The organism is Streptomyces sp. NPDC060184, from assembly GCF_042728795.1.
Lineage (GTDB): Bacteria > Actinomycetota > Actinomycetes > Streptomycetales > Streptomycetaceae > Streptomyces.
Genome location: NZ_JBHWYX010000029.1, coordinates 55,132 through 71,963 on the forward strand (window position 1 = coordinate 55,132; position 16,832 = coordinate 71,963).

The following is a 16,832-nucleotide window of genomic DNA, read 5'->3' on the forward strand; positions in this document are numbered from 1 at the left end:
CAGCCGTAGTTTGTGATCGTGGATGCCGAGGTAGCTCGCCGGTAGCCTGCGCGTGTGGCTGAGACCTGGGACGAAGTGCAGCTGATCGCGGACGGCTTCGAGCGCGTGTACGCCGAGTTGGAGTGGTACAGCGGGCCGCGCGCTGGCCTCGCCGATGTGGACGGCAAGCCCCACTACTTCCAGGGCAACGACTGGAATGACGCCGATGAGGCCGACGAGTACAGCGTCTGGCCTGCGAGCGACGCGGCGGTGGAGCTGGAGCGCGAGCAGTGGGCGATCTTCGCCAGGTGGAACGAGCGCTGTGAGGCGGGGGCAGTGGGGCCGGAGACCCATCCGGGCCAGGGCAGGATCGACGCCCGCTACGACGAGCTGGAGCTGCTGCTCGCGCCATACCGTCAGCCGCCGGATGGCGCGAGGCAACTGGTGGGCGAGGTGCGCATTGATGCGGGTGCCCGCTACCGGGTCGAGGGGCTGGACTACTGGTTTCGGTGGCATCCGAGCAGGAGAGGCCGCCGTTGATCATTAGGTGTTGTGTGGACAACCAATGATCACGCGGCGACCTCGGACGCCAGCGTAGTACCTGCCCACTGGCAGCAAGCGTTCGAGGGCCTGATGAGCCGTATCGCGGGCCGGTTCGCCCGAGTCGAACCCCGTCGCCGCGTGCGGCGGTTGGTCTCCGGCCTGTTGTCGGATCTACCCCGGAAGAACTGCTGGACGCTGGCCGAGCACGCCGGCGACGCCACCCCGGACGGCATGCAGCACCTGCTTCACCGTGCGAGGTGGGACGCCGACGCGATCCGTGACGATATACGCGACTACGTGGTCGAGCACCTGCACGACACGGAGGCCGTGCTCGTGGTCGACGAGACAGGCGATCTGAAGAAGGGCACCACCACCGTCGGTGTCCAGCGCCAGTACACCGGCACGGCCGGCCGCATCGAGAACGCCCAGGTCGCCGTCTATCTCGTCTACTCCGCCGCCCATGGACACGCCGCCATCGACCGGGCCCTTTACGTGCCGCGCTCATGGACCGAGGACCCGGACCGCTGCCGAAGCGCGGGCATCCCGGACGGTCTGGTGTTCGCCACCAAGCCGCAGCTTGCCGCGCGTATGGTCGCGCGGGCCCTGGACGGCGGAACACCGGCCCGCTGGGTCGCGGGAGACGAGGTCTACGGCGACAATCCGCACCTGCGGACCGCCCTGGAAGACCGCCGGACCGGCTACGTCCTCGCGATCTCCAGCACCGACCCCGTCACCACGCAGGCCGGGAAGTTCCAGGCGACGACCCTGGCCGCGCGGATCCCGAAGCGAGCCTGGCAGCGGCTGTCGACCGGATCGGGTGCGAAGGGCGAGCGATACTACGACTGGGCACAGGTCGAGGTTCACGGCCCGGCCGGTCGGCTTGGGCAGTGGTGCCTGCTGGTCCGCCGCAACCGACGCACCGGCGAACTCGCCTACTACCGCTGCTACTCACCCCACCCGGTGCCGATGCCGGAGCTGGTGCGGGTCGCCGGACGGCGATGGACGGTCGAGGAGACGTTCCAGGCCAGCAAAGGCTTGACCGGCCTGGACGAGCACCAAGTCCGCCGCTGGACCTCCTGGCACCGCTGGGTCACCCTCGCGATGCTCGCCCACGCCTTCCTCGCCGTCACCGCAGCCACCGAACGCAGCAACCGACCGGCCCCGGACGGCTTGGCCCCCTTGACCGGCAACGAGATCAAACACTTGTTCGCGGCACTGATCAGCCCCATCCACGACCTCGCGCACCAGCTCCGCTGGTCGCACTGGCGACGCCGGCACCAAGCCCGCGCACGCCACTGTCATTACCGCAGGCAAGCCGCCTCTCGGCCGTGAAGATCACGATCTACGGCTGGAGTACTAGGAGGCCCACGAGCCGTCAGGCCACCTCCAGTGGTCAGACAAGGACTCTCGACATACTGCATGCAGGCGACCCACAGCACCTGCGCAGGTGCGTATGAAAATCCGGCAGTTGGGCTGTCAACATGGCGTCGCTGGAGCCGCTTCGCCGGGCGAGCCGGATAAGACCTTCTCTACTGCCCCCTGTGCACGATCGACTGAGAGCTGACAGGCAACCAGAAGGGTCGACGGGCAGCGCGTACGTAACTAACCCGACCGATTCACCTGGCCAGAGGCCATTCCCGTGTGGTGGATGTAAGGTTCGAACCCACGGTGGCATCGCTGCTACGACAACTCTCAAGACCGTCTGGGTTCGTTGTACCTGGCCCTCTGACCTTCGCCTCTGCCGCCCACCGACCTCAGTCGACGCCTCCACGGCCTCCAGCAGCTTCGCTACTCCTAGCGAGTCGGCCGCGCGACAGCACTTCAGGGGTCCAATCAGGTTGCAGCCGTCCGTCGCTGTCGATGTCCGGTCGCGGACGCCACCGAGACTGACCTGCACACATCTACGGGCCAACGGGAGCCAGTTGGGCCGCCGCACTGTCCATGCCCCGGTATCCTAAAGCAAGGACAGCATGGCGCCGGGGGGAGAGGAATCACTTTGACGAAAGAGGAGGCGGATAGGCGTCTTGAAAAATTCAAAGATGCACTCTCGTCAGATTTCAGTGATCGACGAATAGTCGATGCCCACATTTTGCATGGCGCCTGCTTCGCGGTAAGCGAGGATGACCACTACAGCCTGAAAGAAGAGATCGCGAACGAATTCTCATTGAAGGTCCACCAGGACATCTTTGTTGTGGGATCCGCGAAACTGGGGTTCAGCATCTCTCCAACGAAGCGGTATCGCATTTTCGGAGACACATCAGATATTGATGTCGCGATCGTAAGTCACGATTTGTATGAAAAGGTTTGGCACGAGACCCATGAATATATGGAGTCGGGCGCCTATTGGCCGGACAGGCGGCAGTTCGAGAAGTACCTCGCCTGGGGGTGGATTCGCCCAGACAAGCTTCCTCGTGGTGTAAGTTTCGAGTTTACCGAGGCCTGGTGGGAATTTTTCCGATCCATTCAGGTAAGTCGGCGCTACGGTCCATACAAGATCGCTGCGGCGATCTATCACGATATGACTTTCCTTACTAAATACCAGATGAACTCAGTGGCGGCATGCAGGAACATCGCGGGGGATCAGTGAAAAAGATGCAGACTTCGGCCACCAACAAGCGTCTAAGGCTCCTCTTGACTGGAATCAGAGATAAGACGCTGGTACCCAATCCACACTTTCAACGACGCCTCGTATGGTCCAATGCGCACAAGGCGGCGTTCCTGGAAACCGTTCTAGACGGTCTACCCTTCCCTGAAATCTTCCTTTCGGCCGGAGAAGTAAACCCCGACACTGGCGACGGCACCGAACTGATCGTAGACGGTCAGCAACGAATCACCACCCTGTACGAGTACTTCACAGATTCTTCGACCCTTCGACTTGGTCAGGGCCGAGTACCTCGCTATCAGGAGCTGAACAGAGACCAAAAGGTCGCATTCCTGGAGTACGAAGTCGTGGTGCGCGATCTGGGCCCTCTCAGCGAGGATGAAACTAGAGAAATTTTTCACAGAATCAACTCAACGAACTATTCCCTAAATGCAATGGAGGTGAACAACTCGCGCTTCGATGGGGCGTTCAAGAAGTTCGCCGAAGAGGTTGCCGCCAGAAGCTTCTTCATTGACCACAGGGTATTTTCGTCGCTTGACGGCCGCCGAATGAACGACATCGGCTATGCCCTCACTCTCGTAATCTCGTGCATTTCGGGATATTTCAACCGGGACGACAGGCACGAAGAGTTCCTTGAGCGCTTCAACGATGATTTCCCTCAACAGCATGTGATTTCCGAAAACCTCACCTTCATTATGAAGTTTATTGAGGAATGCAAGTTCCCAGAACGGTCGCGGACCTGGCAAAAGGCCGACCTTTTGACGCTTCTAGTCGAGCTATACCAGATCATGGTGGTCGAGTCAGCCAAACTCGACCCAAGAGCGGTGTCATCTAGCGTCCAATCGTTCTACGACGAAGTAGATGACGTGACACGGACGGCAGATCCAATGCCTGACGCCGCTGAGTACTACCGTCGGGTTCGGTCCGGAATTAACGACCGAATTAGCAGGATTAATCGAGGCACTGCCTTGCGGGGCAGGATCCTGAGCCATCTGCGCTAGGGATTCACCGGGCGCCCAAACGACGCTAGAACTGCCTCGGGTGAGAGGGCATCAGTTCGTAGACCTCCGGCGATTTGGGCAGTCTGAGGACCTGCCCGTTAAGGCACGGCGCTGGGACCACGATCCCTGAGGCTCGCCCTCGTCAGTGCCATCTGAAGCCATGGAGGGGTACCGCCCTCCATGGACTAGATTTTCCATATGCCTGAGCAAGCGCCTTATCTCCGCATCGCCGACGAGCTGCGGCGGCGGATCGCAGAGCACGTCTGGGAGCCCGGAGACCGCCTGCCGTCCCGCGCCCAGATCGGCCAGGAGTACGGCGTGGGCGAGAACGTGGTGCGCCGGGCGCAGGAACTACTGATCTCCCAGGGCCTGCTGGAGGGCCGCGCGGGATCGGGCACCTACGTGGCCGAGCCCCGGGAACGTGTGCGGATGGTTCGCTCCTCGGCGCGCGAACAGCCTGACGGTTCGCCGTTCCGGGCGGACATGAAGGCTGTGGGCAGGCAGAGCGACTGGGAGTCCCGGTCCGATGTGAAGGTCCCGGCGCCGGCGGACATCGCGGCGCGTCTCGGTATCGCCGAGGGTGATCTGTGCGTCCGGACGGTGTACGAGTTCCTGGCGAACGGCCGACCCGTGCAGCTCTCGACGAGTTGGGAGCCGTACGAACTCACGGTCGGCACACTCATCGTTCTCCCCGAGGGCGGCCCGCACGCCGGGGTGGGAGTGGTGAACCGGATGGCCGTCATCGGCATCACCGTCGGGCACGCAGTGGAGCAGCCGGAGCCGCGCGGGGCGACCGCGGAGGAAGCGTCACTCCTCGGCATCCAGAACGGCGCGTACGTGACGCACATCCGGCGGACGTACTACAGCGACCAGGGCCGGCCCGTCGAGACCGCCGACATCGTGGTGCCGGTCGCACACTGCGAGATCGTTTACGAGATCCCCATCAATCGGCAGTAGCGGCCCGCCGGGTCCGTGGCAGCAGGTCGGGCGCCTACCTTCGACGTCGGAAGTACCAGACCGCCACGACCCCGATGAGGATGGCAACGACGAAGGCCCAGACCGTCGTTGTGCCGTGGTAGGACCGATAGGCGCTCAGAGCCAGCATGTTCAGGCGGGTACCCCGAGCACGCGGCTTCAGCCGACGCCCGTCCCAGGCCCCGTGCCGAATACGAGTCGAAGGCGCCGCACGCCCACCACCACGAGGCGGATAACGCCAGCTCGGGCAGCATGCGCCGCCGGTCCGGCCAAGCGCCTTCTAAGCGCTTGCCCGCAGGTTCGAGTCCTGCCGGGGGCACCAGCGAAGAGCCCTCCCCGCCGGGAGGGCTCTTCGCTGGTCACGGTGGGTTTCGGTGGAGGAGAGAGCGAAGCCCCGGCATCCGCCTTGTGATCAAGGTCGGCACCGGGGCTCTACGGCTGCCACCGGGCCGCTACGGGTGGTCGAGGCGACGGCGGCCAGCGCAGCGGGTGTCGCGCGAGTTGCCGACGCTGCGCGGGACAAGGCGCCGTCACGTGCCCGAGAGTGCCCCGCCACTCACCCCACCCCGCCACTCGGCCCACCCCACCGCAGGAATGGTCCGCGCGGCAGGGTGGGCCTGAGGGGCAGGTCGTAGGCGTTGGCCGACGGGGCGTCAGCCGCTGGTGCAGACCGCCCCGTTGAGGCGGAAGGCCGTCGGTTCCGGGTTGGGGCCGTCGTTGGCGCCGACGAATCCGAAGGAGACCGTCGAGCCGCCGGCCGGGGCCAGCGGCCCCGCTCCGTCGGGTGCGGTCACCCGCACGTGGGAGCCGGTCTGGTAGAACGTGGCGTTCCAGCCGGAGGACACCGTCTGGGTTCCGGTCGGCCAGTCCCAGTCGACGGTCCAGCCGGTGATCGGCACGTCGGAGAGGTTGCGGACGGTGACCGTGGACACGAAGCCGTTGCCCCAGCTCGTGTCCCGGTGGTAGGTCACCGCGCAGGACGCGTTCGACGGGACGCCGGTGGTGAAGGTCAGCGGGGAGGACGGGGCGGAGATCCGCCCGGAGGCGTCGGCTGCCAGCACGTTGACCGTGTGGGTGCTGCCCGGGGGCAGGTTCCGCAGGGTCACGGAGGTGCCAGTGGTCTCGCCGATCAGGTGGGTGTGCGCGCCGTCGCGCTCCTGGACCAGGTAGCGGGCGGCGCCCGTCGCGCTTCCCCAGGACAGGCTCGCGGTGGTGTCGGTCACCCCTGCCAGCTTCGGGGTGCCCGGGGCTCCGGCGGCCGAGGCTCCCGGTCCTGTGCCGGCCAGCGGTTCGAGGGTGAGGGAGAGCAGTCCGTACGCCGGCACGGTGACCCGCGAGGCGGACGTCGCCCCGGCGGCCAGCGCGGTGATGTCGCTGTCGCCCTGTGCGTAGCGGCTGGCCCGGGGCGCGGTGGCGGCAGGGGTGAAGCCCGCGTAGTCGAGGTCCACGGTCCGGGCGGCGTCCGGGTTCTTGTTGACCAGCAGGACGCTGAGCCGTCCGTCGCGGCGGAGGACCGCGTGTGCCGACACGTCCTGCGCGGACGACGCGGCGGCGACCATGGTGTCGCCCGCGGTGCCGAGTTCGCTGGTCATCTTCATGCCGTAGTAGGGGTGGAACGGTGTGTTCGGCGCCGGCTCGCAGACGTCACCGTTGCAGGCGCCGCTGGAGAGCATCCCCATGTCGCCGTAGTCGGTCTCACCGTCGACGGTCGTGATCTCGCCGACGCCGTTGTGGGTGTTCCACCAGTCGACGTTGAACACGCCGTTCTCCAGCGCCGTCATGAACGCGTCGGCGGCGAACAGTCCGTTGGCGCGGGCGGTGAGCCGAGCGCCACCGGTGTTGGTGTTGATCTCGGTGAGCGCGATGCCGATGTCCGGGGAGTCGGCGCCCGCGTACCGGTCGAGCTGGTTGCGTACCTCCCGCAGTTCACCGGGGAGCCTGGCCAGCCTGGCGGAGGCGTCCGCGGCGGTGGTGTCGGATCCTCCGGCGTACCAGTGGACGCTCACAAAGTCGATGACGTCGGCCACTTCGGGCAGCACGGTGTTGTTCCAGTCACCGGAGTCCCCTTCGCCGGTCACGCCGTCCGGCCATTCGCCCGGACTGGTGAGGACGGCGCCGATCTTGACGGTCGGGTCGACGGCCTTCATGGCCGCGGCGTAGGCGCGGACCTGGCGGGCGTACTCGCTGGGGCTCTTGTCCTGGTGGTCGTCGTGCTCCCAGCCGCTGCCGTAGTGGCCGTTGCCGTAGATCTCGTTGCCGATCTCCCAGTACTTCGCGCCGTACTTCTTCGTGATGTTCGCGTACCTGACCCAGCCGGCGGCCTCCTCGGGCGTGCCGGACCCGTAGTTGGCGATCAGGATGGGCTGTGCGCCGGTGGCGGCGACGGTGCCCATGAAGGAGTCGAAACCGGTGCCCGGGGCGACGTAGCCCCCGGGCGCCGTGTGCGTCTCCCAGTGGTAGATGTCCGCGTACGACCCGCCGGGGTAGCGCATCGCCCCCACGTCGGCCGCCTTCATCAGCTCGGCCACCTCGGGATCGTTCATGTGCGAGTCCCAGACGGCGGTGTTGACGCCGCGGGCGGTGTCGGACAGCCGGCCCAGCGCCGCCTGGGCGTTGACCTGGACGTCCACGTCCGCGGCGTCGGTCGCCGATGCCGCCGCCGACGACGCCGACGACGCGGCGGGTGCGACGCCGACCAGCGACGTCAGCAGGGCTGAGGCCACGGCCAGAACGGCCGCGCCGCGGGCGAGGGGGCGTAAGCCTGTGGCGGTCGGGCGGCCGGGTCCGTGCGGTGCTGGCATGGGAGTCCTCACTGGATGGTCCGTCGTCACGAGCGGGTCGGGTCGGTGGATGTCGGGCCGTGCCGCCGAGCGAGCGGAAGTTCGGGCGAGCGGGAGTTCGGGCGAGCAGGAGTTCGGGAGCGTGTGCGAGCGGAAGTTCGGGCGAGCGGAAGTGCGGGCGATCGGGAGTACGAGAGTGCGTGCGACGTGGCGGGTGGAGCGGCGTCCGGGCAGCGGAATGTTCCGCGCGGGCGGCGCGGAAGGCGGCAGGTGAGCGCGGTGCGGTCGGGCGCATGCGGGTCGGCGGCCCGGTCCCGCCGATGGGAGCGCTCCCATATTGGGAGTGGGGTGACGTCCTGTCAACGCCCGTACACCAACGTGATTCCGGACGCCTCACGGGAACTCGACCCGGCGCTCAGGGCCGGCCCCGGCCATCACGCCTCCGGCCACCGGCATGGCCCGCCCTCGGCTGCGGTACCCGCCCAATGAGCGAACAGTTTCGGCCACGCGGCGTGGAAGTGGCGCGTTCGCACATTGCCGCTTCGTTTCGCGGGGCGGCAGTCTGAGGCGCGGGAGCGCTCCCATCACACCTCGCCGCCGCTGCCCGTGGCCGACACTCCCGACACTCCCCACGGAGAGAAGAAACCCATGCGTTGTCAGGCACATGCAAAGCAGCGGTGGCTGCGTCCACGCCGCGGGCTGATTCCGCGGCTGCGTCTCCCGTCCGGCGTCCGGTCCCGCTGGGGCGTCGCCCTCGCCGGTGTGACCGCCCTGCTCGCCGCCACCCTCACCCCGCTCGCCGCGACCCCGGCCGCAGCCGCCCCCGCGTTCGCCTACGGCGAGGCGCTGCAGAAGTCGCTCTTCTTCTACGAGGCCCAGCGCTCCGGCCGACTGCCCGAGGACAACCGGGTCTCCTGGCGCGGCGACTCGGGTCTCGACGACGGCAAGGACGTCGGTCTCGACCTGACCGGCGGCTGGTACGACGCCGGAGACCACGTCAAGTTCGGTCTGCCCATGGCGTACAGCGCCACCGTCCTGGCCTGGGGCGGCGTGGAGCAGAAGGCCGCGTACACCGCGTCGGGGCAGCTGAAGTACCTCAAGGACAGTCTGCGTTACGTCAACGACTACTTCGTCAGGGCGCACCCGTCCGCGAACGTGCTGTACGGCCAGGTGGGCAACGGCGCCGACGACCACAAGTGGTGGGGCCCGGCCGAGGTGATGCCGATGGCCCGGCCCGCCTACCGGATCGACGCCTCCTGCCCCGGTACGGACCTCGCCGGGCAGACGGCCGCCGCGATGGCCTCGTCCTCCATGCTGTTCACCGACGACGACCCGGCCTACGCGGCGAAGCTGGTCAACCACGCGAAGCAGCTGTACGCGTTCGCCGACACCTACCGGGGCAAGTACAGCGACTGCATCACCGACGCGAAGTCGTACTACAACTCCTGGAGCGGGTACCAGGACGAGCTGGTGTGGGGTGCCGTCTGGCTCTACCGGGCCACCGGTGACGCCACCTACCTCGCCAAGGCCGAGCAGTACTACGACGGCCTCTCCACCGAGCCGCAGACCACCACCCGCTCCTACCGGTGGACCCTCTCCTGGGACGACACCTCCTACGGCTCCTACGTGCTCCTCGCCAAGATCACCGGGAAGCAGAAGTACATCGACGACGCCAACCGGTGGCTCGACTGGTGGACGTCCGGGGTGAACGGCGAGAAGGTCCGCTACTCCCCCGGCGGCGAGGCCGTGCTGGACTCGTGGGGCTCCCTGCGGTACGCGGCCAACACCGCGTTCGCCGCGCTCTCCTACAGCGACTGGCTGACCGGCGACGCGACCCGCAAGGCGCGCTACCACGACTTCGCGGTGCGCCAGATCGACTACGCGCTCGGCGACAACCCCCGCGGGGCGAGCTACGTCGTCGGCTTCGGCAACACACCTCCCACCAAACCGCACCACCGCACCTCGCACGGCTCGTGGACCGACCAGATCACCAGCCCCGCCGAAAGCCGGCACGTCCTCTACGGCGCCCTCGTCGGCGGTCCGAGCGCGGCCGACGACGCCTACACCGACGACCGGCAGAACTACACCAACAATGAGGTGGCCACCGACTACAACGCGGCGTTCACGGGCGCCCTCGCCCGCCTCTACGCCGAGTACGGCGGCGCCCCGCTCACCGCCTTCCCGCCCACCGAGCAGCCGGACGGACCGCAGGTGCTGGCGCAGGCGTCGGTGAACGCCTCCGGGAGCAACTTCACCGAGATCAAGGCGTACCTGGTCAACAAGTCGGCCTGGCCCGCCCGCTCGCTGACGAAGGCGTCCCTGCGGTACTACTTCACGCTGGAGCCGGGGGTCTCGCCGACGGCCGTCACGGTCACCACCAACTACAACCAGTGCGGCACAGCGAGCGGGCCCACGCTGTACACGGGCAGCGTGTACTACGTGAGCGTGGACTGCTCGAACACGGTGATCGCGCCGGCCGGGCAGTCGGCGTACCGCAAGGAGGTCCAGTTCCGCATCAGTTCCTCGGGCGCCTGGGACCCGTCGAACGACTGGTCCCTCCAGGGCCTGCCCACCACACCGGGCGCCACCCCGGCGGACGCGCCGAACCTGGTGCTGCTGGACGGGGGCGTACGCCAGTGGGGAGCCCTGCCGGACGGGTCCGGCCCGACACCCACCCCGACGCCCACGCCCACCCCGACTCCCACACCCACACCCACGCCCACCCCGACTCCCACGCCCACCCCGACACCGACCCCCACCCCCACACCGACTCCCACGCCGACCCCGACGCCCACTGCGGGGGCGGGCTGCGCCGTCGTCTACAAGGTCGGCTCCTCCTGGGGCAGCGGCTTCACCGCCGACGTCACCGTCCGCAACACCGGCACGACCGCGGTGGACGGTTGGCGCCTCGTCTGGAGCTTCGTCGGCGGGGAGAAGGTCACCAGCGCGTGGAACGCGACCGCCACCCAGACCGGCGCGGCCGTGACGGCCACCGACGCCGGTCACAACAAGGCGATCGCCCCGGGCGGTTCGGCGTCCTTCGGATTCCAGGGATCCGGGGCGCCGGGCGCCACCCCGACGGGCTTCGCCCTGAACGGCGTTCCCTGCGCCTGAGAAGGCGATCGGTACAGGGCGGTCGATAGAAGCTGATCGGTCGCACGGCGTCGGCGGCGCCGTGCGGCCGATCACCCGATGCTGCCACTCCCGGCGGGCGGGAGCCCGGTCGTCCGTGGCTGCATCGGTGTACCGCGACCGGCATCACCGCTGGTGTCTCCCGGGCCCGCACGCCACCGGCCGTTAGGTTCCTGGCATCCAACACCGGGAGAGGCCATGCGGGTCAGTCGTCGTTCGCTGCTGAGACTGGGGAGTGCGGGCACGCTCGCCGCCGGGCTCACCGCCGTGGGGGCCGGGGCCGCTGCCTCGGACAAGGACAAGGACGCGGGCTCGGGCTCGGGCTCGGGCTCGGGCAGCAGAAGTGCCGACGGCGCGAAGGGCGCCGAAGCCCCGGCCGTCGAAGGAGCCGCACCCGTGTCCGTGGGCCCCGTGACGCAGCCCGGGTCGGCCGCCGCCCGGGCGAAGGCGGTCGAGCTGGTCGGGCGGATGACGACGGACGAGAAGATCGCCCTGCTGCACGGGGTGAACGTCAAGGCGGAGGTCCCGCGGCCCGGGTACATCGGCAAGGTGCCGGGCAACGAGCGGCTCGGCATCCCCGCGACGATCCTGGCGGACGGGCCGAGCGGGGTGGGGAACGGGTCGACGGGGGTGACCCAGTGGCCCTGTTCGAAGGCGCTGGCGGCGACCTGGGACCCGGCCGCGGCGGAGACGTACGGGAGGGCGTACGGGGGTGAGCAGGCGGCCAAGGGGCACAACGTGGCGCTCGGGCCGTGCGTCAACATCCTGCGGACGCCCCGGTGGGGCCGGTCGTTCGAGACGTTCACGGAGGACCCGCACCTCAACGCCGCGCTGGCGGCGCCCGTCGTACGGGGCATCCAGTCGCAGCACGTCATCGCGACGGTGAAGCACTTCGCGGCCAACAACCAGGAGACGCTGCGGCACTCGATCGACGTGGTGGTGTCCTCGCGCGCGCTGCACGAGATCTACTTCCCCGCGTTCCGCGCTGCCGTCCAACAGGGCGGCGTGGGCGCGGTGATGACCGCGTACAACAAGGTCAACGGGGTCTGGACGCACGAGAACCGCACCCTGGTCCAGGACGTGCTGCAAGACGGCTGGGGCTTCGACGGCATCGTGATGTCGGACTGGGGCGGCACCCACAGCACGGTGCGAACCGCCGAGGCGGGGTCCACCACGGAGATGCCCGGGTCGACGTACCTCGGTACGGCGCTCGCCTCGGCGGTGGCGCGGGGTGCGGTCACCGGGGAGACACTCGACGCGATGGCCGTGCGGGTGCTGACGGCGATGTACCGGGTCGGGCTGTTCGACCACCCGCTCCCCGATCCGCTGACGTTGCTGGACACGGTCGTCTCCACCGAGGAGAACCGGCTGCTGGCCCGCCGGATCGGGGTGCAGGGCAGTGTGCTGCTGAAGAACGCGGGCGGGGTGCTGCCGTTCGCCGCTCCCCGGTCGGTGGCGGTGATCGGGGACGCGGCGGGTGCGGGGTACCGGTCGCACGGCGGCGGTTCGGGCAGCGTGAACCCGTACGGCGGGGTGGTGACCCCGCTCGCCGGGATCACGGCCCGCGCCGCGAGCGCCCCGGTGAGCGTCCCGGTGACGTACGCGCGCGGCACCCTCGGGGTCGGCGCGCTGCCCGCCGTGCCCGCGTCCGCCCTGGGTGCGGGGCTGCGGGCGGTCTACTACGCCTCGGCCGACCTCACCGGCACGGTCCTCGCCACCACGACCACCGACCGCCTCGACTGGACCGCCGCGCCACCCCCGGTGAGCGGCCGGACCGGCGCCTGGTCGGCGCGGTACAGCGGTACGTACACGGCGTCCGTCACCGGGCGGTACCGGTTCTCGCTGAGCGGCGGCGGGGCGGTGGTGCTCACCATCGACGGGGCGGTCGTGGCGGATTACACGACCGGGGCCGAGGTGGTGCAGAACGGCTTCGTGACCCTCGCCGAGGGCCCGCACTCCATCGAGGTCACCTACCGCCACACCTCCGGCGCCGCGAGCCTGCGGGTGGGCCACCAGCCGGGGCAGGACCGGCTGATCGCCGAGGCGGCGGCCACCGCCGCCGCGGCGGAGGTGGCGGTGGTGGTCGTGGTGGACGTGACGGCCGAGAGCATGGACCGCTCGACGCTGGCCCTCGCCGCCGACCAGGACGAGCTGATCGCCGCGGTCGCCGCCGCCAACCCCCGTACCGTCGTGGTGCTCAACACCTCGGGGGCCGTACTGATGCCGTGGCTGCCGGAGGTTCCGGCGGTGATCGCCAACTGGTACGGGGGCCAGGAGCAGGGCAACGCGGTCGCCGCGATGCTCTTCGGCGACGCGGAGCCCGGCGGCCGGCTTCCCGAGACCTTCCCGGCGACGGAGACGCAGGGGCCGGCCAAGCGGCTGGTGGAGTTCCCGGGCGACGGCAAGCAGGTCTACTACGACGAGGGGCTGGCCGTCGGGTACCGCTGGTACACGCGGTCGGGCGAGCAGCCGCTCTTCCCGTTCGGCCACGGCCTGTCGTACACCACCTTCGCCCTCTCCGAGCTGAAGGTCGTCCGGGCCGGTTCCGGTCACCGGGCGACCGTGCGGGTCCGCAACACCGGCTCCCGCGCGGGCAGCGAGGTCGTGCAGCTCTACGTCACCTTCCCGGCGGCGGCGGGCGAGCCCCCCTCGCAGCTCAAAGCGTTCGCCAAGGTGACGGTGGAGCCGGGCCGTTCGGCCGTCGTCGCCCTGGACGTGCCCCGGGAAGCGCTGGCCGTGTGGCGGTCGGTGGAGGACGGCTGGACGCTGCTGCCGGGGTCGTACGAGTTCGCGGTGGGGCGTTCCTCGGCGGAGTTGCCGCTGCGTACGCGGGTGCGGGTCACCCGGTAGGGCGGGGATCGGGCTCTTCGGCCACGGGGGCGGGGCGGGCCGCGATACGCTGCGCGCCCCCTCACCCCGGTGACCGATGGTTCGGAGACGGTCACGGAGGGGCACAGAATCCCCGTACGGCCGCGTTCCGTACGACCCCGTTCCGCACGACCGCATTCCGCACGACCGCGCAGACGAAGCACCGAGGGAGCACCACCATGGCAACCCCCTTGTCCGCCGACACCCTGCTCAAGGCCCTCCGCGATGAGGGGCTGAAGGTGGTGGAGTACAAGAGCTGGCGCACGAACAACCGCGACCACAAGGGCCCCTGGGGCCCGGTCAACGGCGTGATGATCCATCACACCGTCACGTCCGGCACCGCGAACTCCGTGGAGCTCTGCTACTCCGGACGCTCCGACCTCCCCGGGCCGCTCTGCCACGGGGTCATCGACAAGGAGGGCACGGTCCACCTGGTGGGCAACGGCCGTGCCAACCACGCCGGGCTCGGCGACGACGACGTGCTGCGCGCGGTGGTCGCCGAGGCGGCGACGCTGCCTGCCGACAACGAGGCCAACACGGACGGCAACACCCACTTCTACGGCTTCGAGTGCGTCAACCTCGGCGACGGCCTGGACCCCTGGCCGGCCGCCCAACTGCTGGCGATCGAGCGGGCGTCGGCAGCGCTCTGCCGCGCCCACAAGTGGTCCGAGCGCTCCGTGATCGGGCACCTGGAGTGGCAGCCGGGGAAGGTGGACCCGCGCGGCTTCCCGATGACCGCGATGCGCGACCGGATCGGGGTCCGGCTCGGCGCGGCTCCGGACGGGCCGATCCCGGAGCCGTACGAGCCGTTCCCCGGGGCCGGTTTCTTCACGATCGGGCGCAACAGTCCGATCATCACCGCCATGGGCAGGCGGCTCGTGGCGGAGGGCTGCGACCTGTACGCGGTCGGGCCCGGACCCACCTGGTCGGCGTCCGACCGCGCGTCGTACGCCGCCTGGCAGCGCAAGCTCGGGTACGTCGGCGACGCGGCCGACGGTGTCCCGGGCGAGGACAGCTGGGCGAGGCTCAAGGTCCCGAACGTGTGAGACGGGGAAGCGGCGGGGCCGGGGCGGCCCACGGTTTCGGCCGCCCCGGCCCCGCCGCTTCCGCCCCGGCCCCGCCGCTTCCGTCCGGACCGCCCCTCAGTCCATCTCGCCCTCTGCCGGTGCGCTCGGCATCTCGCCCGCCCCGCCCGTGAGCGCGGCGGCCTGGCTGATGGCGTCGGCCAGCCTGGCCACCGAGCCGTCCTCGGTCTCGGCGGCCAGTTTCCGCGCACGGGAGGTGAGTTCACCGAGTCCCGGGGCGCCGGGAAGGGATCCTCCGCGCAGCTCGTCGGCGAAGTAGGCCGCCACCGCCGTCACTTGGAGGCGTGGGTCGGCGGCGCCCCAGAGCGCTCCGTCGAGGGCACCGGTCTCCACCGAACCGGTCGCCTCCCGCGCCTTGCGGGTCACGGGGTCGAGCCAGCGCACGGTGGCGGTGGCGACGTGGCCGGAGGCCTTCTCGCGCAGGCGTACGGCGTAGAGCGCGGTCACCGTGTGCCCGGGGCCGACCTCGCCGCCGTCCACGCTGTCGTCGCGGAAGTCCTCGTCGGCGACGGCCCGGTCCTCGTACCCGATGAGCTTGAACTGCTGGACCGTCTTCCGGTCGAAGGCGACCTGCGCCTTCGCGTCGCGGGCGCGCAGCTGGACGTGGGCGGGGAGCTGGTCGACGAAGACCTTGCGGGCCTGGGCCTCGTCGGCGACGTAGGTGGTGTTGCCGTCGCCCTTGTCGGCGAGCCGTTCCATCAGGGCGTCGCCGTAGTCGCTGCCGACGCCGACGCCGAAGAGGGTGATGCCGTACGCGCGCCGTGAGCTGTCGATCCGCTCCAGGATCGTGTCGGCGTCGGTCTCGCCGGTGTTGGCGAGGGCGTCGGAGAGCAGGACGACCCGGTTGGTGGCGCCCTTCCGGCGGCCTTCCACGGCCTCGTCGTAGCCGCGTTCCACTCCGGCGGCGACGTTGGTGGCGCTGTCCGTGTGAAGTGCTTCGACGGCTTCCCGGATCTTCGTGCGGTGGCCGCGCAGCGCGGTCATGGGCAGCACGGTCTCGGCCTCGTCGCTGAAGGTGACCAGGGCCACCGAGTCGTCGTCGCGCAGTTGCTCGGTGAGGTACGTGAGGGAGGACCGCACCAGGTCCAGGCGGCCGGTCTCGGCCATGGAGCCGGAGATGTCGACGACGAAGGTGAGTGCGGCGGGCGGCCTCGGCGCGGTGTCGTCGGCTGCCTTGGTCGCCAGTCCGACCCGCAGCAGGGACCAGCCGTCGGCCCCTCCCCCGGCGCCGGCTCCGTCGACGCGGTCTCCGTCGACGCGGGCTCCGTCGACGCGGGCTCCGTCGACGCTGACGGAGAAGCCGTTGCCGCCGGGGCGTTCGTACCCCTGCTTGAAGCTGTTGACGAACTCCTCGGGCCGTACGGTCTCCGGCTTCGGGAGCTGTCCGTCGCCGAGGACGCGGCGCGCGTATCCGTAGCTGGCGGTGTCCACGTCGAGCGCGAAGGTGGAGAGGTAGTCGGGTGCGGCCTCGTCGCCCTTCGCCTGCTTGCCCGCCTCGTCCGGCGCGGTGGGCGCGGGGGCGGGTACCGGGCCGCCCCGCTTGTCCGCGGCGAAGCCTTCGGACGAGTGGCCGCCCGAGCCGCTCGCCGAGCATCCGGCGAGGAGCGCGGCGCTCACCAGCAGGGCGGCGAGTGCCGCGCCCGCCCGTGCCCGGCCCGCCGGGCGTATCGAGGTGCGGTGGTTCATCCGAGGCCCCCAAGTCGTCGACATCTGTGAATGTGACGCGCGCGGGGGGCGCCGGGAGCCGTCGAACCGGTTGCGGATGAATCTCGATGCGGTGACGGAACGCTGCCCGGGGCCGTCCGGGACGCGGAACATCGGGGTCCGGACACGACGTCCTCACGGAGCGGTGTCCGGACCCGGCCCG

At 69.5% G+C, this 16,832-nt stretch carries 10 protein-coding genes; 8 read left to right on the forward strand and 2 right to left on the reverse strand.

Annotated elements, in window-relative coordinates; genetic code table 11:
- The first annotated feature begins 54 nt into the window (after window positions 1-54).
- The 5 genes from ACFWEE_RS20120 (at window position 55) to ACFWEE_RS20140 (ending at window position 5,082) form a co-directional block, all read left to right on the forward strand.
- Complete coding sequence (locus ACFWEE_RS20120) at window positions 55-519, forward strand: hypothetical protein (RefSeq protein ID WP_386890804.1); 465 nt, start codon at window positions 55-57, stop codon at window positions 517-519.
- Between the two features lie 93 nt (window positions 520-612).
- Window positions 613-1,854, forward strand: coding sequence for an IS701 family transposase (locus tag ACFWEE_RS20125; RefSeq protein WP_386890805.1), 1,242 nt, complete (start codon window positions 613-615; stop codon window positions 1,852-1,854).
- 664 nt (window positions 1,855-2,518) lie between these two features.
- Window positions 2,519-3,109, forward strand: a complete 591-nt coding sequence (locus tag ACFWEE_RS20130) for a hypothetical protein (RefSeq protein ID WP_386890807.1) — start codon at window positions 2,519-2,521, stop codon at window positions 3,107-3,109.
- Window positions 3,082-4,125, forward strand: a complete 1,044-nt coding sequence (locus ACFWEE_RS20135; RefSeq protein ID WP_386890809.1) for a DUF262 domain-containing protein — start codon at window positions 3,082-3,084, stop codon at window positions 4,123-4,125. Before ACFWEE_RS20130 ends, ACFWEE_RS20135 begins: the two co-directional genes overlap by 28 nt.
- A gap of 198 nt (window positions 4,126-4,323) precedes the next feature.
- Window positions 4,324-5,082: a GntR family transcriptional regulator gene (locus ACFWEE_RS20140; RefSeq protein WP_386890811.1), complete on the forward strand. Its 759-nt coding sequence runs from the start codon at window positions 4,324-4,326 to the stop codon at window positions 5,080-5,082.
- A gap of 671 nt (window positions 5,083-5,753) precedes the next feature.
- On the opposite strand, the gene ACFWEE_RS20145 is transcribed toward ACFWEE_RS20140, so the two are convergent.
- A complete protein-coding gene (locus ACFWEE_RS20145) occupies window positions 5,754-7,823 on the reverse strand; it encodes a cellulose binding domain-containing protein (protein WP_386890813.1) in 2,070 nt (689 codons plus the stop codon).
- 705 nt (window positions 7,824-8,528) lie between these two features.
- Between ACFWEE_RS20145 and ACFWEE_RS20150 the strand changes: the two genes are divergently transcribed.
- From ACFWEE_RS20150 to ACFWEE_RS20160, 3 genes are all read left to right on the forward strand, one after another.
- Window positions 8,529-10,994, forward strand: a complete 2,466-nt coding sequence (locus ACFWEE_RS20150) for a glycoside hydrolase family 9 protein (protein ID WP_386890815.1) — start codon at window positions 8,529-8,531, stop codon at window positions 10,992-10,994.
- A gap of 216 nt (window positions 10,995-11,210) precedes the next feature.
- On the forward strand, window positions 11,211-13,862 hold the full coding sequence (locus tag ACFWEE_RS20155; protein WP_386890817.1) for a glycoside hydrolase family 3 C-terminal domain-containing protein: 2,652 nt from the start codon (window positions 11,211-11,213) through the stop codon (window positions 13,860-13,862).
- Between the two features lie 197 nt (window positions 13,863-14,059).
- The gene (locus ACFWEE_RS20160; RefSeq protein ID WP_386890819.1) at window positions 14,060-14,926 is read left to right on the forward strand and encodes a peptidoglycan-binding protein; all 867 of its coding nucleotides are present in this window, start codon (window positions 14,060-14,062) and stop codon (window positions 14,924-14,926) included.
- 96 nt (window positions 14,927-15,022) lie between these two features.
- Here the strand turns inward: ACFWEE_RS20160 and ACFWEE_RS20165 are convergent, their stop codons facing one another.
- A complete protein-coding gene (locus ACFWEE_RS20165; RefSeq protein WP_386890821.1) occupies window positions 15,023-16,651 on the reverse strand; it encodes a von Willebrand factor type A domain-containing protein in 1,629 nt (542 codons plus the stop codon).
- Window positions 16,652-16,832: the final 181 nt, after the last annotated feature.

Excerpts from the sequence above, each read along its gene's own strand:
- ACFWEE_RS20125 (WP_386890805.1), top strand. The coding sequence starts at position 613 with ATGAGCCGTATCGCGGGCCGGTTCGCCCGAGTCGAACCCCGTCGCCGC.
- ACFWEE_RS20135 (WP_386890809.1), top strand. The coding sequence starts at position 3,082 with ATGCAGGAACATCGCGGGGGATCAGTGAAAAAGATGCAGACTTCGGCC.
- ACFWEE_RS20140 (WP_386890811.1), top strand. The coding sequence starts at position 4,324 with ATGCCTGAGCAAGCGCCTTATCTCCGCATCGCCGACGAGCTGCGGCGG.
- ACFWEE_RS20150 (WP_386890815.1), top strand. The coding sequence starts at position 8,529 with ATGCGTTGTCAGGCACATGCAAAGCAGCGGTGGCTGCGTCCACGCCGC.
- ACFWEE_RS20155 (WP_386890817.1), top strand. The coding sequence starts at position 11,211 with ATGCGGGTCAGTCGTCGTTCGCTGCTGAGACTGGGGAGTGCGGGCACG.
- ACFWEE_RS20160 (WP_386890819.1), top strand. The coding sequence starts at position 14,060 with ATGGCAACCCCCTTGTCCGCCGACACCCTGCTCAAGGCCCTCCGCGAT.
- ACFWEE_RS20165 (WP_386890821.1), bottom strand. The coding sequence starts at position 16,651 with ATGAACCACCGCACCTCGATACGCCCGGCGGGCCGGGCACGGGCGGGC.